Origin of the sequence: Pedobacter sp. MC2016-15, assembly GCF_026239695.1 — a bacterium.
Taxonomy (GTDB): Bacteria; Bacteroidota; Bacteroidia; order Sphingobacteriales; family Sphingobacteriaceae; genus Pedobacter.
In genome coordinates, this window is the sequence record NZ_JAPIVS010000002.1 from 455,461 (window position 1) to 480,323 (window position 24,863).

Genomic DNA, 24,863 nt, shown 5'->3' on the forward strand with positions numbered 1-24,863 from the left:
AATGAGTAATATCAAATATATTTTAGGCAGTTTTGGCGATCCTGAAGAGATGCTGCATGGCATCGAGAAGTTGCAGGAAAACAACATTAAGATACATGATGTGTATACGCCTATGCCAATTCACGGCATCGAAGCCAAACTAGGAATTAAAAGATCCAGACTGGACGTACTCGCTTTCTTCTGCGGGATTACCGGTACAATGTCTGCATTCGCACTGATCTACCTTACTTCGGTGGTGGACTGGAAAAACAATATCGGTGGTAAGCCTGCCTTTGCATTACCGGATTTTATTCCGATCATGTTTGAGCTGACCATTTTGTTTACTGCATTTGGTTTGGTATTATCTTATTATGCCTCCACTCACCTCTTCCCGGGAAGAGCACCAAGGGTGATGGATTTAAGAGCTACTGATGATAGATTTATTATCGCTGTTGATGCCCAGCTTAATGCTGAACACAGTAAAATTGATGGATTATTAAAAGACGCCGGTGCTATAGAAGTTAAGCACAATGAAAGGAAGTATATTAGCTATGAATAAGAATAAAATAGTTCTGGCCTCATTTGTTGTTCTTACAATTGTTACATCGCTTGCAGCGTGCAGCAACAAAGAGAGCAGGGGTTTAGAGTATGCAAGGAACATGTATGACAATGTTGCTTACAAGCCGAACAGGCCAAACAAGAACTTTGCAAACGGACTGACCAATCAGACTCCTCCACCAAATACTGATCCTGTAGGATTTGTAAAATATGAGTATGCAAATACGAAGGAAGGATACGAAGCTGCTGGTGCAAACCTTAAAAACCCATTGGCTAAGTCACCTCAAAACCTGTTGTCAGGTAAACACTATTTTACTGTATTCTGTGGCCCTTGCCATGGAGAGCAGGGAGATGGTAAAGGTCACCTGGTTAAGATTGAGAAATTTTTGGGTGTTCCTTCATATCATGGCGACGCAGCATCATCACGTGGTGGTTTAATGAAGGATCTGTCTGAAGGAAAGATCTATCATACGATCATGTATGGTCTAAATAACATGGGTTCGCATGCTTCACAACTTACACCAGATCAAAGATGGAAAGTAGTGATGTATGTTCAACAATTACAACAAATACAATAGAAAAGCAGATATAAATGGGAACTCACAATTATAATTTAACTGAGCAGTTTGAGTTTACAGGAAAGGCTAAAACTTTAAGTATAGTCGGTATCGTAATCGGTATTGCTTGTATTGCTTACGGTTTTACTGATCATGAACTTCATGAGCGCACTTTCGGTAACCTGTTACTGATGGCATATTACTTTGCTTGTGTATGTATGTCGGGTACATTCTTTTTAGCTGTTCAGTTTGTCGCGCAAGCCGGATGGTCAGCTTCAATCCTTCGTGTACCTCAGGCAATGGCTAAAACGTTGCCTATAGCTGTAGTGATACTGATCGCCGTAATCGGTGCCGGTTTGTATTCACATAACCTTTACCACCACTGGCATGCAGATGGATTAACTGATCCAAACAGTCCTAACTATGATAAACTGATCGACGGTAAGTCGGCCTTCCTTAACGTTCCGTTTTTTATGGGCCGTCAGGTAATCTTCTTGGGAATCTACAGCATGTTCTCCATGTTATTGACCAAATTGTCTAACAATGAAGATCTTGAAGGTGGTTTGAATTCTTACACTAAAAGTTTCAAATACTCTTGTATATTTTTAGTAATCTACGGATTTACTACTCCGATCTTTGCTTTTGATACAGTGATGTCTCTTGAAGCACACTGGTTCTCTACGATGTTTGGCTGGTATAACTTCGCAGCAATGTGGGTGAGCAGTCTGGCAACAATGGCAGTGATCATCATCCTGCTGAAAAAAGCTGGTTACATGCAATGGGTGAACAACAGTCACCTTCACAACTTAGGACAGTTTATCTTCGGATTCTCTATATTCTGGACTTATGTATGGTTTGCTCAATTTATGTTGATCTATTATGCCAACATGCCGGAAGAAACTGTGTATTTTTACAAACGATTTGAATTTTATAAGTTCTGGTTCTTCCTGAATCTGGTAATGAACTTCCTTGCACCGGTACTGTTATTGATGGACCGTGACAACAAAAGGAAAGAAAATATCCTGTTAACTGTTTCTATAATTGTACTTTGTGGTCACTGGGTAGATTACTACCAGATGATTATGCCAGGTACGGTTGAAGACGGACATAACGGATTTGGAATAATTGAAATAGGAACAGCTATTGGTTTTATAGGCTTGTTTACCTTTACAGTACTGACTGCATTAAGTAAGAAACCACTGATTGCAAAGAATCACCCTCTTCTTTCGGAGAGTCTGAATCACCATTTGTAATCGGTTGGATTAGAGAGTATATAAATTAATAGTATAGTAGAAGTACATCGTACTACTTTTAAGAAAATGAGTTTAAGAAAATTTATAAGCAATAAGACAATGGCGGCCCTGGCAGTACTCGTTACTGTATTTGCAAATACCAGCGCATTTGCACAAGAAGCAGCCGCCGGCGCCGCTGCAGCCGCCCCGAAACAAATCGATATGGTTCCGATCTATAAGTCGGCTGTATTCTATACCATGTTATTTTTACTGCTTTGCTTATTCGTAGCAATCGTAGGAAAAGCAATCAGGGTATATGAACTGACACGTGAAGCGCAGGAAAAACCAGAAGGAATCAACTGGGATACTGTGAACGCTGTGATCTTCGTACTTTTCTTAATCGTAGGTTTAGGAGGTGTATATTTCGAATATACTGTTCATGGTAACATGATTCTTCCTGATGCTGCTTCGGAGCATGGTAAGAAAATCGACTCGATGTTCAACATCACGTTGATCCTGACTACTATCGTATTTATCGGTACACACATCGCCCTGTTCCTGTTCTCATTCTTCTACAGAAACTCAGGAAAAAGAAAAGCATATTTCTACCCGCACAACAATTCACTTGAGCGTATCTGGACTATCGTTCCTGCTCTTGTACTGACTGTACTGGTATTGATGGGTTTCTTAACATGGAGATCAATTTTCTACAAAATCGATGATCCAAACAATAAACCACTGAGTATTGAGGTTACTTCTCAGCAGTTCCTGTGGACACTGCGTTACCCGGGTGCTGACGGTGTTGTAGGTTTGAAAAACTACAAACTGATCACCGGTACCAATGGTTTGGGTATGGACTTCAATGATAAAAACAACCTTGATGATCAGAATGCTGATGAAATGGTTATTCCGGTAAACAAACCGGTAAGACTGATCATTACCAGTAAGGATGTTGTACATAGTGTTTACATGCCACACTTCAGGGTTCAGTTGAACAGTGTTCCTGGTATGACTTCTTATTTCGAGTTTACGCCTACGATCACGTCAGAAGATATGAAGCTTAAAACAAATGATCCTGCATTCCAGTATCTGTTGTTCTGCTCTAAAATCTGCGGATCAGGTCACTATAACATGAAAAAAGTGATTAGAGTTGTTTCTCAGGCTGAGTATGATGCATGGATAGTTAAACAACCTCTGTTCATCAATAACGATTTGAGAAAAGAATTTAAATTGCCTTTAGTGCCTGACGCGGCAGCACCTGCAGCAGCTCCTGCTGACAGTACAGCTGCTCCAAAAGACTCGTCTGCTGTAGCAATGAATAAACCGGCTTTAAAAAAATAATTATACTGGAATAGCGCATTATGTCAACTATAACATTACACGATACACATAACAACGGTCACCATGACGATCACGATCATGGGCACCACGAACAATCTTTCCTAACGAAGTACGTATTTAGCCAGGATCACAAGATGATCGCTAAACAGTTTTTAATAACTGGTATCGTTATGGCTGTTATTGCAATGGGATTGTCTATCTTATTCCGTATTCAGCTGGCCTGGCCGGATAAAAGCTTTCCTATCCTTGAGACATTTTTAGGTAAATGGGCTGAAGGCGGAAGGATTAAACCTGACTTTTACCTCGCTCTTGTAACGATACATGGTACCATCATGGTATTCTTTGTACTGACTGCAGGATTAAGTGGTACCTTCAGTAACTTGCTCATCCCGCTTCAACTGGGAGTAAGGGATATGGCCTCGCCATTTATGAACATGCTGTCTTACTGGTTGTTCTTTGTGGCTTGTATCATTATGATGAGCTCGTTCTTCGTACAAACAGGTCCTGCAAGTGCCGGATGGACAATTTATCCGCCGCTGTCGGCTTTGCCTAAAGCAATCCCGGGCTCTGGTTTAGGTATGACGTTATGGTTAACGAGTATGGTATTGTTCGTGGCTTCACAGCTGATGGGTGGTATCAACTATGTAAGTACAGTATTAAACATGCGTACTAAAGGGATGGACCTTTGGAAAATGCCTTTGACAATCTGGGCTTTCTTCCTTACTGCTATCCTGGGTGTACTTTCATTCCCGGTTCTTGTAGCGGGTGTGGTTCTGTTGATCTTTGACCGTAGCTTCGGTACAAGTTTCTACTTATCTGATATCGTAATGGGCAGCCAGGTATTGCCAAATGAAGGTGGTTCTCCAATCCTTTGGGAACACTTATTCTGGTTCCTTGGTCACCCTGAGGTATATATCGTAATTATGCCTGCTTTGGGTATCTCTTCAGAGGTGATCTCTGTAAACGCAAGAAAGCCGATCTTTGGTTACCATGCGATGGTTTACTCACTGATTGGTATTACTGTCCTGTCGTTCATCGTATGGGGTCACCATATGTTTGTAACAGGTATGAACCCGCTGCTGGGTGGTGTATTTATGATCACAACGCTGATCATTGCAGTACCATCTGCGGTTAAGACTTTCAACTATCTGGCTACTTTATGGCGCGGTAATATCAGGTTTACTCCTGCAATGTTATGTGCGATCGGTATGGTGTCATTCTTTATCTCTGGTGGTTTAACAGGTATCTTCCTGGGTAACGCTTCACTGGATATCAACTTACACGATACTTACTTTGTTGTTGCCCACTTCCACCTTGTAATGGGATCTGCAGCAATCTTTGGTATGCTTGCCGGTGTTTATCACTGGTATCCTAAAATGTTCGGCAGAATGATGAACGCTAAACTAGGTTACCTGCACTTCTGGGTTACTTTCGTATGTGCTTACCTGGTATTCTTCCCGCTGCACTTCTTAGGTCTGGATGGTGTACCAAGACGTTACTATGCATTCACTGAGTTTGAATTTATGCAAAAATGGGTTACTGTAAACGTTTTTGTAACCTGGTCTGCAATTGTAGCAGCACTGGCTCAGGTGGCCTTCCTGTTCAACTTCTTCTACTCGATCTTCTTCGGTAAAAAAGCTACACAGAACCCTTGGGAATCTAATACATTAGAATGGACTACACCGGTTGAACATATCCATGGTAACTGGCCGGGAGAAATTCCTACAGTACACCGCTGGCCATATGACTACAGTAAACCAGGTGCTGAGCAGGATTTCATCCCTCAGACTGTTCCTTACTCTGAAACAATGTTGTCTAACATGCCACATGACTTTGAAGGTAACGCTGAATCTGAGCGTATCCAGAGAGAGTGGGATGCTAAAAATGCCCCGGAAAAAACTGAAGTGCATTTTCACTAATCCGGTGGTTTAAAATATACAATGAGGTTATCTGCATGAGTATATACTTGTCAGTAACCTCATTTTTTTTAACATAACTATATCAATGGTTCCTAAATCTGAGCATAGATTTATCCGGCTAAACCTGATCACGATTATTGTAACTCTTGTGCTGATCCTCGCGGGTGGCATTGTAAGAAGTACGGGTTCTGGAATGGGTTGCCCGGACTGGCCTAAGTGTTTTGACCAGTATATTCCGCCGACAGCTGTAGATCAGCTGCCAAAGGATTACAAGGAGAAATATGTGGCCGGGAGGATCAAAAAGAATGAACGTTTTGCTGCAATGCTGGACAAAATGGGCAGGAAGGACATGGCTGACAGTATACGCCACGACCAGACGATTACTGTCCCTGAAGACTTTAACGTAGCAAAAACGTATACGGAATATATCAACAGGCTTACCGGTGCAGCCACAGGCTTTTTACTGATTGGACTGGTTGTTCTTTCATTTACTTACAGGAAAAACGCTAAAAGGATTGTGGTTCTGAGTATCTTCAATCTGATAGTGGTAGGCTTTCAGGGCTGGCTGGGCTCGATAGTGGTTTCTACAAACCTGCTGGCCTGGATTGTTACGCTGCACATGCTGCTGGCACTGGTTATCCTCGCCATTCTCGTGTATACGTATTACTATGCGAATGCACTGCATAAAGAGGAAACGGTGATCATGTCGAAGGTGGTGTGGCTAAGGGTGCTGATAATGGCTTCTATTGTTTTGAGTGTGATCCAGATTACGCTGGGAACGGAAGTAAGGGAGGCTATTGATGCGGTTTCAAAACAGTTACTGTACCAACAGCGGGAGACCTGGGTAATTAAGGCAGGGCAGATGTTCTCTTACCACAGGGATCTGGCGATATTTGTTGCGATTGTCAATGTGCTGGTATACCAGATTGTGATGAACAGGTTTGGTGGCAGGGCGACGGAGCTGAGGCTTGGTAATTCAATCCTGGTGGTTTTGTTAATTCAAATTGCAAGTGGGCTATTATTGTCTAACTTTGCGCTGCCTCCGGTAATGCAGGTCGTACATTTAGTGTTCTCAACAGTCTTGTTTACTCTTCAGTTTTACCTATATCTGCTGGTTTACAGAACAAATACTTATAATCAGTAACATTAAAATAAATAAGAATTGAAATTATTTTTCGCAGATCTATCCAAACTCATCAAATTCAGGCTTACATTCCTGGTTGTATTTTCTGCTTCAATCACTTTTCTGATTGGCTCAAGAATGCAGGTGGCCCGTGGAGAGGTTCCCGGAATCGACTGGGGCAACTGGCTGATCCTGGTAGCTGGTGGTTTTCTGGTTACTGCTGCCGCGAATTGCTTTAATGAGATCATTGAGGTAGACCTGGATAAACTGATGACGCGTACCATGGACCGTCCTATGGCTGCCGGCAGAATGACTACCGGACAGGGATTGGTAATGGGGCTGATCATGGGGATGCTGGGTACATGGCTTTTGGGCAAGCTCAACCTGGAAACGGGTTTGTTGTCTGTATTTTCTATTCTGCTGTATGCCTTTGTGTATACGCCTCTGAAGAGAAAGTCTCCCATAGCGGTATTTGCAGGTGCTATTCCCGGGGCATTGCCGCCACTGATAGGATACCTTGCCGCGTTGGGACACATCAGGCATTTTATGCCGGTGGACTACGAAATTGCGGGAATCTTGTTCCTGGTACAATTTGTATGGCAGTTCCCACATTTCTGGGCGATTGCATGGGTACTTGATGATGATTATAAAAAGGCAGGATTCAGGTTGCTGCCGACAAAGAAAAGGGATAAGATCAGTGCGGTTTTTGTATTTGTAAGTACGCTGATACTGATACCTGTAAGTTTGCTGCCAACGATATATAACTTTGGCGGTTACTATATTGCAGGATTTTCCCTGATCGCAGGGCTGATATTTGCCTGGTATGGATTGCAGCTGATGATGAAGCAGGATATAGTGAGTGCACGTAAGGTGATGTTTGCTTCATTCTTTTACATCCCTCTGGTGCAGTTGGTTTTATTGTTTGATTTTATAGGAAAATAGGGTTTTAATATGGTACATACATTAAATCAGGGAGAAATGGGGCAGGAGCTTCCACCATCGTTGAAGGCCAAGAAGTTTATACTTTGGCTGTTTGTAGTTTCCTCCACGATTATGTTCGGTGGATTTACAAGTTTTTATATCGTGTTTGCAGCATCAAAAGGTAAGGGGCATGGTTTGGTTCTTCCTGATGTGTTTATGTACAGCACGGCAGTACTGGTGCTGAGCAGCATCTGCCTGTTCCTGGGTGCCAAGGCGGTACGTAATCAGAACCTGCAATTGCAAAAGATCTTCTTATCGGCTACGCTGATCCTGGGTCTTGTATTTGGCTGGTTCCAGATTGATGCCTGGTCTGCCTTATACCAAACGGGTGCTACGCTGGTGAACAACAATGCAGCAATTTCTCTGATCTATATTGTATCAGGAATGCACTTGCTGCACATTGTGGCTGGTCTGATCTTCATTGCTATTAGTCTCTACGGGGCATTCACAAATGTTCCGGCACAAAAAGCGGTTTATCGTATCGAGATCGCTTCTATATTTTGGCATTTTATAGATATATTGTGGATATATCTGTATGTTTTTTTACTTTTGAACAGTTAGACTTTTTAACAAACTATTACAATTTTTAAAATGGATTCATTATCACAATTAGATCAGGTAAAGACTACTCCATGGAGTGGCGGCCGTTCACCATGGTCGATAGAATATGGAAAACTAATGATGTGGTTTTTCCTGCTATCTGATGCGTTTACCTTCTCTTCGCTATTAGTTTATTACGGAGCCCAACGTTTTTCTAAAACTGCATGGCCAAATCCGGATCTGGTATTCCAGTCGATTCCTGGTATTAAAGATTCAGGTGCACCGTTGGTGTTTGTAGGTATCATGACCTTTATCCTGATCATGAGTTCGGTGACGATGGTATTAGCTGTTGAAGCTGGCCACAGACGCGCGAAAAGCCAGGTTGTAGGCTGGATGATCGCTACCATTATTGGTGGATTTATGTTCCTTGGCTGTCAGGCTTTAGAGTGGACTCACCTTCACCATGAAGGTTTCTGGTGGGGATCTATTCCTGATGCAGAAAAATTACAGGAGTTTTTTACCGGCCCTGTTTCAAATGTAGCTGCACAGCAGTTTGCTAACTTGTTCTTTACGATTACAGGTTTCCACGGTTTCCACGTTTTCAGTGGTGTGGTGATCAATATTATCATTTTGTTAATGACTATCAACGGTACTTTCGAGAAACGTGGTCACTATCTGATGGTTGAAAAAGTAGGTCTGTACTGGCACTTTGTGGATTTGGTATGGGTATTCGTATTTACCTTCTTCTATTTAGTTTAATTTCCTTAGAAAAATATATTATGTCTGAACAACACATACACACAACAGATGGCCATGAGCATGATGATCATGCAGGCTTGAGTAAATCAAAAATCTGGCAGGTATTCTTTATTTTATTGGGAATAACTGTAGTAGAATTTATCATTGCATTGGTGATCCTGCCAGCAGGTATGATCCCACGCGGAGCTGCTAACATTGCCTATATTCTGTTAACGCTTTTGAAAGCTTATTACATTGTGGCTTTCTTTATGCACCTTAAATTTGAGAAAACAGGTCTTATCTTGTCAATGGGACTCGCATTTATCTTCATCGCTTACTTTATTACGCTGATGTTGATTGAAGGCGGTTACCTGCACGATCATATGCCTCTTCATTCATGAAGCTTGCTTCAATAAAAAAAGTATTAATCCTGGTAGCCATCTTAGCGGTACCGGGATTTTTATATTATGAGCTTGTCGACAAGGGAAAGAACAGGTATAAACCGCTTCCTTTCTTTGGTCCCAAAGCAGTGGCTTCCACTTTTCATACTTTCCACGGCAAGAAGATCCCGGATACGATCTATCACAAACTGCCGGATTTCAGATTTGTAAACCAGGAAGCAGATACCTTAAGCTGGCATAATTTCAGGGGAAGGATAGTGGTGCTGAACTTGTTTTATACCAAAGGCAATAACTATGCCGTGGAGTTCGCCAATAAGGCGATGGGGGCCTACCTGCAGACTTATGGTACAAACAATATGATCCGTCTTGCAGGACTGAGTATAGACCCTGTAACAGACCATGCGGCTGAGCTGCAACCTTATGCTGCCAAACTGGGCGCAAAGGCCGGTAAATGGGATTTGCTGACAGGTGACAGCACGGCTGTGTATAACTGGATCAACAAGGGGCTGTTTATTGATGCGCATCAGGAATTTGATAAGGGGGAGCGTAAGTTTATTTATAGTAACCTGTTTGTACTGCTGGACCCACAGCACCGGATCAGGGGCTATTATGATGCCACCAATCAGGAGGCATTGTCTAAGCTCAATGATGAGGTGAAGGTACTGGTAGCTGAGGAATTACGTGCGAGAAGAGCAAAAGAACCTGTTTGATGTTAAAAAGGATGTTTCACATCCATACAAAAGATTTCAATGAATATAAATGATAAAATTTTCCTGCGGCTGATCTGGATAGTTACAGCCGTAGTATTGGTGGTAGTTGTAGCGCTGAAATTAGTGCCACCTCCTGAACCGCGACCTTCTTTCATCTACATCTTGCCGCATGTGATTGGTGGCATCAATGCAGTATGTTCTGTCCTGCTGATTATTTCGCTGATCTTTATCAAACGCAAGAACATCCAGGCACATAAGGTGACGAATGTAATTACTTTTGTTTTGTCAGCCTTATTTCTTGTTTTCTATATTCTTTTCCATTTATATGAAAAGGATACTAAATTTGGAGATATAGACCATAATGGGATTGTAACAGCAGCAGAAAAGGCAAGTGTAGGGATTACGCGTTTTATCTATTACTTCATCCTGTTCACACACATTATGCTGGCGATTGTGGTGCTGCCACTGATTTTAATTAGCTTTCTACGTGGTTTCAGTATGCAGGTGGAACGTCACCGCAAGATCGTGAGATGGGCATATCCTGTATGGTTATATGTGGCAGTTACTGGTGTAATTGTTTACCTGATGATCTCTCCTTATTACAATTTTTAGTGTAGTATACACGTTATTAATATAATATTATGAAAAAGACAATCCTGATCATTATTCTGTTTATTTCTGTACTGGGTGGTACTGGAATGAGTTCTGCATCGGCACAGTGTGCCATGTGTACAATCAATGCAGAGCAGGGCGTGAAGAATGGAAATACGCAGGCTAAGGGTATCAACTCGGGTGTATTGTACCTGATGGCTATTCCTTATCTCATGATAGGTGCCCTGGGAGTGTTATGGTATAAAAAATACCGTACCAACGCAACCAAAATTTCATAGCGAATTAATACATGATATGATCAAGCGAGAAACCCTGGCTTTTTTGACGGAGTTGGTCGACAATAATAACCGAGAGTGGTTTGCCGAGCATAAAGAGCGCTACGAAACCGCAAAGGCTGACGTACTGGCGTTTATTGCAGAGCTGATCCCGGTGTTGTCGGCTATAGACCCTGAAACACAAACTGAACCGAAAAAGTGCCTGATGAGAATCTACAGGGACATCAGGTTCAGTAAGAATAAAAGTCCCTACAAAAATAATTATGGAATTTCTTTCTCCATTAAAGGGAGTAAAGGACCTGAGTACTATCTTCATTTGCAACCAGGCAAGTCTTTCTTTGCCGGAGGTTACTGGATGCCTGAAGCAGCAGATCTCAAAAATATCAGAGAAGAGATAGATTACAATACTTCTGAATTTCTTGAGATTATAGAGGCTAAGGGCTTTACCTCTCTCTATACCCTGAGTACGGAAGACTCGCTGAAAAAAGCGCCGAAAGGATACGATCCTTCGCATCCGCAGATTGAGCTGCTCAAGCTTAAGAGCTACATCGCTTCTTTCCCCATCAGCGATGAGGAATTATTTAAACCATCAATTGTTAACCATTTAAAAAAGGCTTTTGAGGGTATTTACCCCTTTATTCAGTTTCTGAAAAGAGCCGTAGTACAATAACCATGAATAGAATATTTTTGTTTCTGGCGATCGCTTTAATGGGCAGCGCATTTACCTCTTGCGTGGTGTTATCTCCCAAGAAATATAAAGCATTGCTGGCGAGACAGGACTCCCTGAATAATGGCTGGTCTGAATCGCAGTTATCTGGTAGCAACCTGGAAAAAGCGGTCACTAAATTAAGACGTGATACAGCAGACCTTAATGGGCGGTTAAATGAACTGCAGGGAAAGTATGACCAGGTAAGTGGTAACTATAAAAAACTTAAGACCAATAGCTCAACGGAGATCAGCAAGCTGTCTGACGACCTGAAGAAACGTGAACAGCGTTTGAAAGAAGTAGAAGACGTGCTTCGCAAACGCGATGAAGCATCAAATAAACTAAAGGAAAAACTGCAGGGAGCTTTGCTTGGATTTACGAAGAGCGGGCTCACAGTAGAGATGAAGAACGGGAAGGTCTATGTTTCACTTACGGATAAATTACTATTTCCGTCTGGCAGTATTGTAATAGACGAGAAGGGCAAACAGGCCTTGTCGCAGCTCGCAAAAGTACTGAAAGAGCAGCCTGAGATAATTATTGCAGTAGAAGGTCATACAGATTCACAAAAGATCAATAACCTTGGTCAGATCAAAGATAACTGGGACCTGAGCGTGTTGCGCTCTACCTCTGTGGTTCGTTTTCTTACAGAGAATGAGAAAGTACCAGGGATAAGACTTACAGCGACGGGTAAGGGAGAATTTCAACCCCTGGAGGCAAATACTACTCCGGAGGGAAGAAGCAAGAACAGACGGATTGAAATCGTACTGTCGCCTAAGCTGGATGAATTGTATAATCTGATTAAACAATAGCCATTACCTTTCCATCTCTCTTTCCATTTCCCTATACTTTATCTTAGGGGGAGCTGAGGTTAATTCCGGCTTCGCTAAAAAAAACGATACCCTTCATCATGACTGCATTAATTTGCTGCGCAAAAGAACGCCAGGTCATGATGAAGGGTATCGTTTTTTTTAGATTGTATGTAGCAGGGTGCTCATCAGCAAATGCTAACAGATGGTTTATATCAGTTTCCTTTATTAGAAGGGACTTGTCCAATCTTTAAATTGGGGCAATACCAGATCCTTATCGGAGAGCAGCAGCTCGTCAGGGTTTAGGTCTGCAACCCAGTTGATGTTCAGATCAGGGTCATTCCATATCACACCCACTTCGGAGTCCTTGTCGTAGTAATTTGTCACCTTGTAGGTGAAGATCGTATTGTCTTCTAGCGTCAGGAAGCCATGCAGAAATCCTGGTGGTACCCAAAGCTGTCTGTGGTTGTCGCCGCTCAGCTCAACACTGAAATGCTGACCGTAAGTAGGAGATTCTTTTCTTGCATCTACAGCAACGTCAAGCACACTTCCCTGGATTACACGTACCAGTTTACCCTGGGCAAAAGGAGCTTTTTGAGCGTGCAGGCCGCGTAAAGTACCTTTCTGAGAGAAGGATTGGTTGTCCTGAACAAAATCGGCCTCAATGCCTGCCGCCGCAAAAGCACGGCCGCTGAAGCTTTCGTAAAAATAGCCACGGTTATCTTTCCAAACCTTTGGTTCGATGATAAACAGATCTGCTATCGGTGTCGGTATAAAATTCATATGATTAAGCTACGTATTCCATTAAGGTTCTGAAGGCCACAAATCTGTCCCTGAACCGGTTGTTTAATTCTTCCTGTAATGCTGGTGCAAACTGCTGCTGATAAGTATCGTACTCCTCCATCGATTGAGCAACGTATTGTACACAATAGGTAACACCTTCATTCGGAGAATCCAGTACTTTTAAAAGTCTGTTGGAAACAAACATACCGGTAGCCATTACTTCCGGAATGTGTTCTGCCTGCATCCATTGAAGCCATGCTTCTTCAGCAGCCTCTTCTATAATCAGCGTAACGTTGTATAATAACATAAAGCAAAGATATAAACTATGATTCAATATTGTCCCCACGAAGTTTCCGGAAATGTTTCCGGGCTTCTGCTGTGAACATACTGCCCGGGAATTCCGAGATCAGCCTCTGGTAAAGCAGCTTTGCCTCCTCCGGCTGCTGCAGCTGTTCCTCATACAGGCCGGCCAGTATAAACAGCGCATCGTCTGTCCAGATGTTTTTCTGGGGATGATCCACCAGCTCTTTGAGTAATGCTGCCGACTTCATGAAATCCCCTTTTTTGAGGTATATCTTTGATTTGGCCATCAGGATATCGTCGGCAAGGCTATGCTGGGGATAGAGGACTGAAATGCTGTCCAGCTTCTCTAATGCTGATTTGTAGTTGTTCCTGAATTGCATAAATTCGGCTGCTGCATACATTTTAAGTGCCAGGGTGTCGCTGCTGCTTTCCAGGTGATCCGAGATCAGCAGACTGAGGTTCAGTGCATCATTGGCGATCAGCTGCGTAGTAGAGGCTTTGAGAACATCAGCCTGTGACTTGGCGTAGCTGAAGTTGCCCTGGTAAAATGACAATTTTGCTGAGCGGTACTTTGCCTCATTGCCGATATTCTGGTTTTCATAATCTTTAGCTACCTGCCCGTATACGAGGATAGCCTCCCAGGGTTGACCTGTGAGCACGTAGACATCCCCAAGCTCCAGTTTCATCTCCGCAATTTCCGGGGCGGTTGCTCCGGGGATCCGGATTGCAGATTCCAGTGCTTCTTCGGCCTTGTCCAGATGCTGCAGGTAGTAAGCCTGTATCATGGCCCATTTGCGCAGGGCGAAAAGTGTCTTCGAATTGCTGCCGTATTCTGTGAGGATTGCCTGATACTGACTGGCCAGTACATTGACTTCCGCCTGAGTATTTTTACCCTGCAGCAGTGCCTGATACCGGGCGTCTACAAGGGATAAACGGGAAGATAGATACCAGGGATTGTCCTTGCCTTTCGCCAGCAGGTATTCGTAGGCTTTGATAGCTGTGTCATAAGCCTTATTGGAACTGAAGATCTGGGCATGCTCAAACACGGCTGTGCCATCTCCGCGGGTTCTCTTATCCTGGGCAATCAGCTGGCGCAGGGCCATCTCATATTCCTGCTGCTGCAGGTATTGCCAGATCAGTAATTTACTGAGGGATTCATTTTCCGGCTGCTTCTGAATTTTCTTAAAGAGCGCATTCTGCAGATTGAGGTAGTCGCCATTGCCCTCAAATACCGCAGATAGCACGGTTTGTGCCTGCGCGAGCATCTGCGGCATGGTGGAGAGTGCATTCACAAACTCCTGAATGAGCATGTTCTTGTCTTTCTTGTAGCGGTACAGGCTCAGCAGTTCAAAGGTAAAAGCGCCGGGGTTACCCAATATTTCGCGGCCCTGCTGAAAGACCCTGATCGCCACATCATATTCTTCAATCTGGTAGAGGTTATTGGCAATTTCCCGGATCGCCGTTTCATCTTTGGGCAGGTTGCTGACGATATGCTCAAAGGTTTTTGCTGCGTTGTCCTGCTGCCCTTCCTCTTTATAGATTCTTCCCAGCGCAATCTCATATTTTAGGGAGGCGGGATTCTGACGGATTAGTTTTTTGGTTACCTTTTCAGCTTCCTGATACTGTTTTGACTTGAGCAGTGCATTGAAATACAGACCGAAATAAGCTTCATCCTTTGTTTTTGAGAAAAGCTTTTCCAGAACTTCGGCCGCCTTCTTAAAGTTTCCCTGCTGGTAATATTGCATAGCCAGGTCATCATCGTTGTTGGTTTGGGCAATGATATGAAGGGGGAGCAGGGCGAAAATCAGGAGCACAAATCTTTTTATCATGACGCGTGGATGCTGGATTTACTAAATTAAGAAAGAAATCCTATTCCTAAGTACTTTAATTGTTACCTCCAATTATTTCTGCATTCGGTAAATATGGCTATTTTCAAATCCGCTTTCATGTTTTGACATAAGGTAACAATATTACTGTATTACCTGATAGGCAGGTAGCGTTATGTATTTTTGCATGCTATGATCTTAGACAAAAGATATTTTTTGCTTGTTTTTATTTTCCTCTTCGCCGCTTGTAAGCAAAAGGAGCAAGTAAGAATAATTCCTGTGGCCGACTTCTTTAAATCGCAGGAAAGGGGTTATTACGCGTTATCTCCAAACGGTAAAATACTCTCCTATCTTAAGATGGTTGATAATAAACAAAATCTTTTTGTAGAAGACCTTAGCTCCGGAAAATCCATGCAGATCACTAAGGTGGAGGATAAAAATATCAATTATTATTCCTGGGTAAGTAATGATGAGCTGATCTATTACAAAGAGAAGGGGGGCGCTGAACGGCTGTCGGATATTTTTATTATCAATAAGGAAGGTGCTGAGGAACGGAAGCTCAGCGATAACGGACAAAGCCGGATGCGGGTATTAAAAGACGAGCTTATTGATGGTAAGTTTCTGCTGGTATCCTCCAATAAGCGGGACTCTACGGTATTTGATGTTTACCGTTTAAATGTTAGGGATGGCCATATGGAAATGGCAGCGAAAAACCCTGGCAATATTACCGACTGGATTACAGATTCAAGAGGTAAGCTGAGACTGGCAACGTCCAGCGATGGGGTAAATGAGACGCTGCTGTACCGGGATACGGAAACCAGGGTCTTCAAACCTGTGATCACCAATAATTTTAAAACTACACTTAAGCCCATTGCTATCGCTGGTGACAGACCTCATATTGTATATGCCATATCCAATGTAAACAGGGACAAAAATGCCCTGGTAGAACTGGATTGCACAACGGGCAAGGAAAATAAGATCCTCTTCAGGAATGATACGCTCAATGTAGTGGATGCGCAGTACTCGGAATCCAAAAAAAGAATTTCCTTTGTGGTTTGTGAAAGCTGGAAAAAAGAAAAATATTACCTGGACAGTAGCGCCAAGCAACTCTATAAAAAGCTGGATAAACTACTTCCTGGAACAGAATCTCGTATCATAGGCAGGGATAAAGCGGAAAGTGCCTTTATTGTGCGGACGTTTACGGATAGAAATCCGGGGTCCTACTATCTGTATTTTGCCGGCAAGGGTACGATACGGAAGCTGAGCGACTTTAATCCCTATGTGAAGGAGTCGGAATTGAGTAACATGAGGCCGGTAAGCTTCATTGCGCGTGACGGACTAAAGATTCAGGGCTATCTGACGCTTCCACTGAATAAAGCTGCCGCAAATCTTCCCGTAGTGGTATTACCCCATAATGGCCCTGGAATGAGAAATTCATGGGGTTACAATGCAGAGGTGCAATTTCTTGCCAACAGGGGCTACGCCGTATTCCAGATCAATTACAGGGGATCCACGGGTTATGGCAAATCCTTCAACGCTGCAGGATTTAAGCAGTGGGGAGAAAAAATACGTGACGATATCAGTGATGGGGTGAAGTGGCTCATAGCAGAGAAAATAGCGAATCCCAAAAGAATAGCTATTTATGGTACAGGTTTTGGAGGATATATTGCTTTGAATAGCTTATATTCGAGTCCGGGAATGTACGCATGCGGTGGTTCCAACTCTGGGGTGATTAATTTATTCAGTTATTTAAAATCTATACCTCCATTTTTGAAGACTAACCTGCAGATGTACTACGAGATTATCGGAAACCCGGTTACCGAAGTTGATTATATGAGGCAGGCATCTCCGGTTTTTCATGCAGACAAGTTTAAAGTCCCTGTTTTTATTGCGCAAAGTCCGAAAGACCTTGCCGGCAATTCTGCAGAGGCCATACAGTTTGTGAAGGAGTTGCAAAAGCGAAATGTAAAAGTTACCTATCTGGAAAAGGAAAATAATGAATCTTCTGCCAGTGGTGAAGAAGTCCGTCAAAAGTTATACGCCGGCCTCGAGCAATTTTTATCCGCTAATCTGTCTAAGAAATAGATAAAAACAAGAATGGCATCAGAGAGATACAGTGGCTATCGTAAAAATTTTTTATTGATCCTGACTTTTATTGTTCTGATCTCTGCCCTTTTTGTGCTGTCACTCTTTCTGGCCTACAACTTTAGCAAGAAATTCATTGAAAATGAGTTTGTTTCTGAGAAAGTTAAGGTGCTGGAGGAAAGTATCAAACCCTACAATGAGTTTTTTACGAATAAGGTGCCTGAGATCTCGTATTACAACGGATACCTCGATTCTGCCACTACAGCCAAGTTCGTTGATACTGTCCTGAATGATTATCCCTTTGTCTCAAAGGTGATCTTTTATGACTCTGAGATCAATAACTTCTATGTGAAAGACGGACTGAATGCACGTCAGCATTTCTCATTCGGTCCCAAGAATATCTACCAGTTCGGAGATTTTGTGCCCCTTGATTCGGTAAAGCTCTTTTCAAAGGAGAACACAAAAAACTTCACGATAGGGGACGATTTCAATGCCCTTGGCATCAAGTTTATCTCCTATATCGCGGCGCTCGATACCACCAAAGCGCACAGCCAGGATGAACTGTTTACCAACTTCAGTATCATCCGCTCCAATAAGATTACATATCTGAATATCCCCCGGATTGAAGACCTGAAGGTGTACAAGGAGATGTTGCATAAGAAGCTTGACCCGATGCCGGTGTACCAGCAGGATATGTTATCGTTCTTCCTCGATCCCTATAAGATAAAGATCATCAATACGAGGAAAAAGTTATACCAGAACATCAGGATAGAACCGCTGACCTATGATCCTCTGAATACTTCATCGGATTATGTGGCTACAGAAATCACACTGCCGGGACCCTTTTCAGATTATAAACTCTACTTTATTTCTGCGAAGTCATTTGTAGACCGGGAGATACTGAACTATTTTCTTCCGATTGCATTGCTGATCTTATTGTTCTATAGTCTGCTGGTGCTGGTGGCTTACCTGATCTACAGAAACCTGAACATCAACCATAAGATGTTTAAATTGCAGTACGATTTTGTAAACAACCTTACGCATGAGTTTAAGACACCTGTAAGTGTGATCAAGATTGCCGGAAATAATATCAAAAGCGCCAATGCACTGACGGAGCGTGAGCTGAAACTATACGGTAAGATCCTAGATGAGGAGGCCGACAAGCTCAATGGACTGATGAATAAACTGCTGGCCTTTACACAGATTGAGAATAAGGCCATTCAACTGAACAGGGATGAGATCTATATTGAAGACTTTATAGAGAGTACTGTTGAATCTCACCAGCTTAAACATCCTGATTTCAATGTGACCTATGAGGTATCAGGTTTTATTACTTTTATCACCGATCCTGTATTATTAGGCAGCCTTTTTGATAATTTAGTGGAGAATGCCTATAAATATTCGCCACCGGAATTAAAAAAGCTGCATATCTCGGCGAAACTGATCAAGGGGAAAGTTGTTTTCAGGTTTATAGATCATGGAATTGGGATTCCGACGCCGGAGATCAATAATATCTTCAAGAAGTTTTACCGCATACAGAATCAGTATAACCAGAATGGCAGTGTAGGACTGGGGCTGGCATTCTGTAAGGAGCTGGTGGTATTTATGAAGGGGGAAATTACGGTAAAAAGCAAAGTAAATAAAGGAACAGAATTTAAAATAGTACTGCCTTATAATAATTAATAATATGTCTAAAGGAATTAAAATACTAATAGTCGAGGACGATGAGAATTTAAGATTTTTAGTAGTACACCGTTTGAAATCGGAAGGTTATGACGTGCTGGAAAATGGCGACGGTGAGCTTGCTGTAAAAATGATCCTGGAAGAGAAACCGGATATTGTGCTGCTCGACTGGATGCTGCCGGGAAAACAAGGCTCTGAGGTTTGTGCAGAGGTACGCCAGAAAGGCTTTGAAAACCTGATCATCATGATGACGGCTAAGGCGCAGGACGTAGATAAAATCGATGCTTATAATTTCGGGGTTTCCGACTATGTGTCGAAACCTTTTAATATGGATGTGCTGGTAGCAATGATCGAGAGCAAAGTTAAATTCCTCCTGAACAATGACCGCTCGGAGATTCACCGTTTCGGGGATATGGAACACCACCCAAATATTCATACGCTGTACCGTAACGGAAGGAAAATCGAGCTGACTATACTGGAGAACAGGATACTGTTATACTTCCTCAGAAACCCTAATAAGGTGATCAACCGTGATGAGCTGATGCTGGTGGTATGGGGTTATAACTCTGACGTGAACACACGTACGCTGGACATGCACATTGTACGCCTGAGAAAGAAAATTGAGCTGAACCCGGATAATCCGCAGTTGTTACAAACTGTACGGGGTATTGGTTACCGCTTCAATGCAGGGTAGTTAAAAACTGGTATAGCCTGAGGATCTCAGGCTATACTTTTGGTCCTTTTTTAAGGGTGAAAACCGTGATCTCAGGCAAAATACCCACTCTTCCGGGGAAGCCAAGGAAGCCATAACCAACATTCACATACAGCTGTTGCTGCTGCTCCTGATATAAGCCGGCCCATTCCTTATAAATATATTCTACAGGGCTCCACTGATACTTCTCAGTACGCACGCCAAACTGCATTCCATGTGTATGGCCGCTAAACATGGCATCAATCTGAGGATATTTCGGCAGCACTTCTGCACGCCAGTGAGATGGGTCGTGCGACAAAAGTAACTTCACCGGCAGGTCGTCCGTATCTTTTACGGCAAGTTCCATCTTCCCATACTTAGGGAAACGGCCGGTACCCCAGTTTTCGATACCCAATATTCCGATCTCTTCACCGTCAACTTTAAGCCTTCTGTGTTCATTCATCAGCAGGTCCCAGCCCATCACTTTGTGTGTTTTGATAACATCCTGCAGGTTTCTGGCTTTAGCTGCCGAAGGTTCCCTGCCAAAGTGATAATCTCCGTAATCATGGTTCCCCAGGGAGGAGAACACCCCCAGAGGGGCTTTCACTTTACTGAAAATATCCTGGTAATCCCTCATCTCATTGGCCATATCATTGACGATATCGCCCGTAAAAAAGATGAAGTCGGGTTTCTCGCCCAGCAGCATTTCTACACCACCCCTGACAGCTTTGGGATTGTAGAAACTGCCCGAGTGGATGTCGGATATCTGCGCCATCGTAATGCCGTCAAATGCTGCAGGCAGGTTTGGGAAGTACAATGTTTTTCGTCTCACCTGATAGTCGTAGGCACCCGAGACAATTCCCCAGGTTAGAGAAGAAAGTGGCACAGCAGCAGCTACAATACCCGCTTTTACAATAAATGAAGAACGACTGATTTTCTCTGTATCGTCTTCAGAGGTACTGATTTTTTCTGTATGTGGTTTCTGCGGACCTCCGAAAATTTTCCGGTAGATAAAGACCAGTCCCCGGCGCAGGTCGTCCACCAGCAGGAACAACAGCATCACAAATTTACTGGCAGTGATCAGGAAAAAAGAGACCAGGATCACGGCCCGGAGGGACAGGAAGATATTGAAAAATATACCGGCAAATACGCCGATGATCAGCGCAATACTGATCCCGTAGTAAATGCGGGTAAATATCCTTTTAGTTTTTTCAGTCCAGTTTTTGAAGACAGAAAGCGCTGCATTAACAAAATAGTAATCGAAGGCCAGAATTAACAGGCATCCTGCAATAAGAAAGGGTAGTCGGCCCATTAGTAAGTATAGTAAAATAAATTTTGTTAATTATCTGAAGTCGATATCCTCATCGTCTTCATCTTCGCCAATCTCGGTATTAAACAAGCTGTCGAACATGTCTGAGAATCCAAAACCTCCGTCAAGATATTTCTTGCTCAGCTGAGAATATTCTGCCAGTCCGTGCAAGACAAACTCCATCAGTAACAGGGTTTGATTGGCGCTGAGCTTAGGATGGAACTTCTTCACCAGTTCGTTGAGTCCTTTTACCTGCATCAGCTCCTTTTTGTACTGCGCTGCCGTAAGCCCATCTGCAATATCCAGGGTATTACCATCCGTAAACCAGTCTGTAATTTCCTGATAAGGATTGGCAGTTTTGCTTTTCTTTGCTTTTTCAGGATCCGGGAAGAAACGGCTGAACAGCGTTTTAATCGCTTTTCCGATTAAGGTGTTGGCAACTTTTGCCGGCCCTTCCAGTTCTCCCTCGTATACCAGCTCAATTTTTCCCGTTACAGCAGGAATAATTCCCGTCAGGTCTGAGAGTCTTACAAAAGTATTTTCTTCCCTGTTGATCAGCATTCTCCTTTCGGCAGAGCTGATCAGGTTTTCATAGGCAGAGATCGTTAAACGTGCAGATACCCCTGATTTCTGATCGATAAATTCACTTTTACGTGCTTCAAATGCTACCTGCTCCACAAGGTCTTTCACCAGGCCATCAGCTTCAACCTTTAGCTTCTGCGATTCAGTAATTTTCGCTTCCTGGAAAGTGATCTTCCTGGAGATGGCGATAGTTTTTGGATAATGCGTTAAGATCTGGCTTTCTATCCTGTCTTTCAGCGGAGTTACAATAGAACCCCTGTTGGTATAATCTTCAGGGTTTGCGGTAAACACAAACTGCACATCGAGTGGCAGACGTAATTTGAAGCCCCTGATCTGTATGTCTTTTTCCTGCAGCATGTTAAACAGGGCTACCTGGATGCGTGCCTGCAGATCCGGAAGTTCGTTGATCACAAAAATACTGCGGTGCGCTCTCGGGATCAATCCGAAATGGATTACACGTTCGTCATTGTAGGTCAGCTTTAGGGTAGCTGCTTTAATCGGATCTACATCACCAATTAAGTCTGCCACAGTTACGTCAGGCGTAGCCAGCTTTTCTGTATAGCGGTCAGAGCGGTGCTGCCAGCTGATCGGAGTTGCATCACCATGCGTTTCTATTTCCTGCTGTGCATACCAAGAAATAGGGTTCAGCGGATCATCAAATATTTCACTTCCCGTTACATAGGGAATATATTCATCCAACAGGTTGACCATCAAACGTGCAATACGGGTTTTGGCCTGACCTCTTAAACCCAGCAAGAGAATATTGTGTCTGGAGAGGATAGCGGTTTGCAATTCGGGGATAACGGTGTCGTCATAACCTAAAATACCTTCAAAGCCAGCATCTTTATTTTGCAGCTGCTGAATAAGGTTTTTGCGCAATTCATCTTTAACTGTTAACGAAACGTAATTGGAGGCTTTTAATTCGCCAAGAGTTTTAATTGATTTATAATCCATATGATATGTATCTCCGGTTAACGTACCGTTTTTCTTCTGTTTTTGATATAGTCTTCAAATATGTATTCTCCCAAACCTGTCAGGGAGCTGTAAAATGCTCTTCCACCATTAATCTGCGTAAACTCCCTTACAAATTGCTGCAGGTAAGGGTCCTGGGCAATCATGAAAGTGGTGATAGGGATATTCAGCCTCTTGCATTGTGCCGCCATGTTCAGCGTTTTATTGATCACCTTCCTGTCGAGCCCCATACTGTTCTTATAGTAGCGGCCATTCTCCTTGAGACAGGTAGGTTTGCCATCCGTGATCATAAAGATCTGTTTGTTATGAGTTTTACGGCGTCGGAGCAAATCGGCAGCCAGTTCAAGTCCGGCGAAAGTATTGGTATGGTAAGGGCCAACCTGCAGATAAGGAAGATCCTTCACCGTGATCGGCCAGGCATCATTTCCAAATACCACAATATCCAGCGTATCTTTTGGATACCTGGTTTTGATCAGCTCGGCAAGAGCCATGGCTACTTTTTTTGCGGGAGTGATCCTGTCTTCACCATAGAGGATCATGGAGTGCGAGATATCGATCATCAGAACTGTAGAAGTCAGCGTTTTAAAATCTTTTTCTTCTACTTCGAGATCCCGTTCTGTAAGCGTGAAATTCCCTATACCGTGATTGATCTGTGCATTCTGAATAGAAGCCGTCATATCGATCTGATCGAGGCTGTCCCCAAAAGAATACTCCCGGCGGTCGGCATTCTTTTCTTCACCGATACCGGACAAGTTACTATTATGGTTTCCCTTTCCGGCTTTTTTAAGTTTACCAAAGATCTCCTCCAATGCAGATTTGCGGATGGTCTGCTCAGTTTTCGAGGTAATCTCCATCTCCCCATCTTTTGGGTTTTCCTTGATGTAGCCTTTTTCTTTCAGCTCATCAATGAAATCGCCCATCCCATAATCGCCATTGGTAAACTTATACTGTTTATCCAGCTCATTCATCCAGGCCAGCGTTTCACCTGCATCACCTGCTGTATAATTCAACAATTGTGTGAATAGTTTCAGCAGTTCATCAAATCCACCTTTCGGCAGGTCATCAGCTTGAAAATTTGAAAAATGGAAACCTCTCATATACTTATATTAACGGTATATCGAAGGTAAAAGTTTAGCCCCGTAGTAATGTTAGCCGCTTGTAAAAATAGTTTAGGCCATAAAGGGGCTTAATTAAGGCTTGGGGTATCCTTTTGCCAGTGCTCTGTTTGCACGTTTAACTGCCAGCTTCTCCCTGAAATTGGCGTAAGGAGCTTTGAATGCCATCTTTAGGAGACTGTCCAGTCCGCCTTTGATCGCCAGGTTAGACAAGCTCTGCACCTTCCTGAGTACTGAAGCATCCCATGCCCTGAGGCTGAGGGAGAAGGAACCGTCCAGATATTTCATCCAGTGCCACATCCCGGTAGGCATAAAGAGGGTATCTCCGTGTTCCAGAAAAACCTCATACCCCTCCACACCTTTTAATGCAGGGAATTTTTCGAAGTCTGGATTGGCCACATCATAGTCTTCCAGTGCATAGGTAGCATTGGGAATACAATACAGACGTTCTTTCCATTTGTTGTCAAACAGGATGATATGTTTGCGGCCACCAAAGTGAGTATGGAAGAGGTGGGGCAGGTCGATATCATAATGAAGAAAAGTCACCGAGTTGGAGCCCCCAAAAAACATAGCCGGCATACTTTCTATAAAACCACCCATCAGGTCCTTTGGAAGGACAATATCATTGATCAAACTGGGTACGTGTTTGAAGAGATTAAAGAAAAATATGCGTAGTTCGGTAGGTTCAGATTTAATGAGATCCAGGTAATCGCCAAAGCGCATATGTGCCGCTGCAGAGTTAATCGGTTTGGAAGGATCAACCTTGGCATTATCGTATAAGGGAACTTCAAGCTGGCCTGCAATTTCTTTCAGATATTCAGTAGTCCATTTCTCCCTCGCTGGCCAGTTTTTAGTCAGGCCCTTAATAATCAGCGGCTTTCCGGCCTCTAAATAATTTTTTTTAAAATCGGATGGACTTATGCTCTCTACGGTATCTACAGGCTTAAGAATGAAGCTCATAATGGGGATAAATCTTGTTAGAGAACAAAAGTGTAAATTAAATTCTATTTATTTAAATAAAAAGAAGTTTCGGCAG

Annotated in this window: 25 protein-coding genes; 18 read left to right on the plus strand and 7 right to left on the minus strand. The window is 43.0% G+C overall.

Going from position 1 to position 24,863, the window contains the following annotated elements:
- Window position 1 precedes the first annotated feature (1 nt).
- The 15 genes from OQY15_RS06700 to OQY15_RS06770 all read left to right on the plus strand — a co-directional run bounded on the left by OQY15_RS06700 (window position 2) and on the right by OQY15_RS06770 (window position 12,481).
- Window positions 2–538, plus strand: coding sequence for a DUF3341 domain-containing protein (locus OQY15_RS06700; RefSeq protein WP_265789279.1), 537 nt, complete (start codon window positions 2–4; stop codon window positions 536–538).
- Window positions 531–1,115: a cytochrome c gene (locus tag OQY15_RS06705; protein WP_265789282.1), complete on the plus strand. Its 585-nt coding sequence runs from the start codon at window positions 531–533 to the stop codon at window positions 1,113–1,115. Before OQY15_RS06700 ends, OQY15_RS06705 begins: the two co-directional genes overlap by 8 nt.
- Before the next feature lie 14 nt (window positions 1,116–1,129).
- On the plus strand, window positions 1,130–2,347 hold the full coding sequence (locus OQY15_RS06710; RefSeq protein WP_265789285.1) for a quinol:cytochrome C oxidoreductase: 1,218 nt from the start codon (window positions 1,130–1,132) through the stop codon (window positions 2,345–2,347).
- Window positions 2,348–2,413: 66 nt separating this feature from the next.
- Window positions 2,414–3,667, plus strand: coding sequence for a cytochrome c oxidase subunit II (locus OQY15_RS06715; protein ID WP_265789287.1), 1,254 nt, complete (start codon window positions 2,414–2,416; stop codon window positions 3,665–3,667).
- Between the two features lie 20 nt (window positions 3,668–3,687).
- Window positions 3,688–5,586 carry a cbb3-type cytochrome c oxidase subunit I gene (locus OQY15_RS06720; RefSeq protein WP_265789289.1) on the plus strand — a complete coding sequence of 633 codons (1,899 nt, stop codon included), beginning with the start codon at window positions 3,688–3,690 and terminating at the stop codon, window positions 5,584–5,586.
- Between the two features lie 85 nt (window positions 5,587–5,671).
- Window positions 5,672–6,730 carry a COX15/CtaA family protein gene (locus tag OQY15_RS06725; RefSeq protein WP_265789291.1) on the plus strand — a complete coding sequence of 353 codons (1,059 nt, stop codon included), beginning with the start codon at window positions 5,672–5,674 and terminating at the stop codon, window positions 6,728–6,730.
- Between the two features lie 18 nt (window positions 6,731–6,748).
- Window positions 6,749–7,651 (plus strand): heme o synthase, encoded by a 903-nt coding sequence (cyoE, locus tag OQY15_RS06730; protein WP_265789293.1) that lies wholly within the window; start codon window positions 6,749–6,751, stop codon window positions 7,649–7,651.
- 9 nt (window positions 7,652–7,660) lie between these two features.
- Entirely contained in the window at window positions 7,661–8,251 is a 591-nt protein-coding gene (locus OQY15_RS06735; RefSeq protein ID WP_265789295.1) for a cytochrome c oxidase subunit 3, read from the plus strand.
- A 30-nt stretch (window positions 8,252–8,281) separates the two neighbouring features.
- Complete coding sequence (locus OQY15_RS06740) at window positions 8,282–8,989, plus strand: cytochrome c oxidase subunit 3 (RefSeq protein WP_265789297.1); 708 nt, start codon at window positions 8,282–8,284, stop codon at window positions 8,987–8,989.
- A 20-nt stretch (window positions 8,990–9,009) separates the two neighbouring features.
- Window positions 9,010–9,369: a cytochrome C oxidase subunit IV family protein gene (locus tag OQY15_RS06745; RefSeq protein ID WP_265789300.1), complete on the plus strand. Its 360-nt coding sequence runs from the start codon at window positions 9,010–9,012 to the stop codon at window positions 9,367–9,369.
- Complete coding sequence (locus OQY15_RS06750; protein WP_265789302.1) at window positions 9,366–10,079, plus strand: SCO family protein; 714 nt, start codon at window positions 9,366–9,368, stop codon at window positions 10,077–10,079. The genes OQY15_RS06745 and OQY15_RS06750 overlap by 4 nt, the downstream gene beginning before the upstream one ends.
- Before the next feature lie 39 nt (window positions 10,080–10,118).
- The gene (locus OQY15_RS06755) at window positions 10,119–10,691 is read left to right on the plus strand and encodes a DUF420 domain-containing protein (RefSeq protein ID WP_322973303.1); all 573 of its coding nucleotides are present in this window, start codon (window positions 10,119–10,121) and stop codon (window positions 10,689–10,691) included.
- Between the two features lie 29 nt (window positions 10,692–10,720).
- The gene (locus OQY15_RS06760) at window positions 10,721–10,969 is read left to right on the plus strand and encodes a hypothetical protein (RefSeq protein WP_265789304.1); all 249 of its coding nucleotides are present in this window, start codon (window positions 10,721–10,723) and stop codon (window positions 10,967–10,969) included.
- A gap of 16 nt (window positions 10,970–10,985) precedes the next feature.
- Window positions 10,986–11,636, plus strand: a complete 651-nt coding sequence (locus OQY15_RS06765) for a DUF2461 domain-containing protein (RefSeq protein ID WP_265789306.1) — start codon at window positions 10,986–10,988, stop codon at window positions 11,634–11,636.
- Window positions 11,637–11,638: 2 nt separating this feature from the next.
- Complete coding sequence (locus OQY15_RS06770; RefSeq protein ID WP_265789308.1) at window positions 11,639–12,481, plus strand: flagellar motor protein MotB; 843 nt, start codon at window positions 11,639–11,641, stop codon at window positions 12,479–12,481.
- A 225-nt stretch (window positions 12,482–12,706) separates the two neighbouring features.
- On the opposite strand, the gene rfbC is transcribed toward OQY15_RS06770, so the two are convergent.
- The 3 genes from rfbC to OQY15_RS06785 are packed head-to-tail and all read right to left on the minus strand — an operon-like array spanning window position 12,707 to window position 15,393.
- The gene (gene rfbC / locus OQY15_RS06775; protein WP_265789310.1) at window positions 12,707–13,261 is read right to left on the minus strand and encodes a dTDP-4-dehydrorhamnose 3,5-epimerase; all 555 of its coding nucleotides are present in this window, start codon (window positions 13,259–13,261) and stop codon (window positions 12,707–12,709) included.
- A 4-nt stretch (window positions 13,262–13,265) separates the two neighbouring features.
- Window positions 13,266–13,568: a DUF4286 family protein gene (locus OQY15_RS06780; protein ID WP_265789313.1), complete on the minus strand. Its 303-nt coding sequence runs from the start codon at window positions 13,566–13,568 to the stop codon at window positions 13,266–13,268.
- Between the two features lie 16 nt (window positions 13,569–13,584).
- Window positions 13,585–15,393: a tetratricopeptide repeat protein gene (locus tag OQY15_RS06785; protein ID WP_265789315.1), complete on the minus strand. Its 1,809-nt coding sequence runs from the start codon at window positions 15,391–15,393 to the stop codon at window positions 13,585–13,587.
- Window positions 15,394–15,582: 189 nt separating this feature from the next.
- Between OQY15_RS06785 and OQY15_RS06790 the strand changes: the two genes are divergently transcribed.
- The 3 genes from OQY15_RS06790 to OQY15_RS06800 are packed head-to-tail and all read left to right on the plus strand — an operon-like array spanning window position 15,583 to window position 19,852.
- Window positions 15,583–17,475 (plus strand): prolyl oligopeptidase family serine peptidase, encoded by a 1,893-nt coding sequence (locus tag OQY15_RS06790; protein ID WP_265789317.1) that lies wholly within the window; start codon window positions 15,583–15,585, stop codon window positions 17,473–17,475.
- Window positions 17,476–17,487: 12 nt separating this feature from the next.
- Window positions 17,488–19,158 carry a HAMP domain-containing sensor histidine kinase gene (locus OQY15_RS06795; protein WP_265789319.1) on the plus strand — a complete coding sequence of 557 codons (1,671 nt, stop codon included), beginning with the start codon at window positions 17,488–17,490 and terminating at the stop codon, window positions 19,156–19,158.
- Window positions 19,159–19,162: 4 nt separating this feature from the next.
- Window positions 19,163–19,852 carry a response regulator transcription factor gene (locus OQY15_RS06800; RefSeq protein ID WP_265789321.1) on the plus strand — a complete coding sequence of 230 codons (690 nt, stop codon included), beginning with the start codon at window positions 19,163–19,165 and terminating at the stop codon, window positions 19,850–19,852.
- Between the two features lie 31 nt (window positions 19,853–19,883).
- On the opposite strand, the gene OQY15_RS06805 is transcribed toward OQY15_RS06800, so the two are convergent.
- From OQY15_RS06805 to OQY15_RS06820, 4 genes are all read right to left on the minus strand, one after another.
- Window positions 19,884–21,161, minus strand: coding sequence for a metallophosphoesterase (locus OQY15_RS06805; RefSeq protein ID WP_265789323.1), 1,278 nt, complete (start codon window positions 21,159–21,161; stop codon window positions 19,884–19,886).
- A 30-nt stretch (window positions 21,162–21,191) separates the two neighbouring features.
- Window positions 21,192–22,694: a sigma 54-interacting transcriptional regulator gene (locus OQY15_RS06810; protein WP_265789325.1), complete on the minus strand. Its 1,503-nt coding sequence runs from the start codon at window positions 22,692–22,694 to the stop codon at window positions 21,192–21,194.
- A 17-nt stretch (window positions 22,695–22,711) separates the two neighbouring features.
- Window positions 22,712–23,809 carry a VWA domain-containing protein gene (locus tag OQY15_RS06815; RefSeq protein WP_265789328.1) on the minus strand — a complete coding sequence of 366 codons (1,098 nt, stop codon included), beginning with the start codon at window positions 23,807–23,809 and terminating at the stop codon, window positions 22,712–22,714.
- A 93-nt stretch (window positions 23,810–23,902) separates the two neighbouring features.
- On the minus strand, window positions 23,903–24,787 hold the full coding sequence (locus OQY15_RS06820) for a cupin-like domain-containing protein (RefSeq protein WP_265789330.1): 885 nt from the start codon (window positions 24,785–24,787) through the stop codon (window positions 23,903–23,905).
- Window positions 24,788–24,863 lie beyond the last annotated feature (76 nt).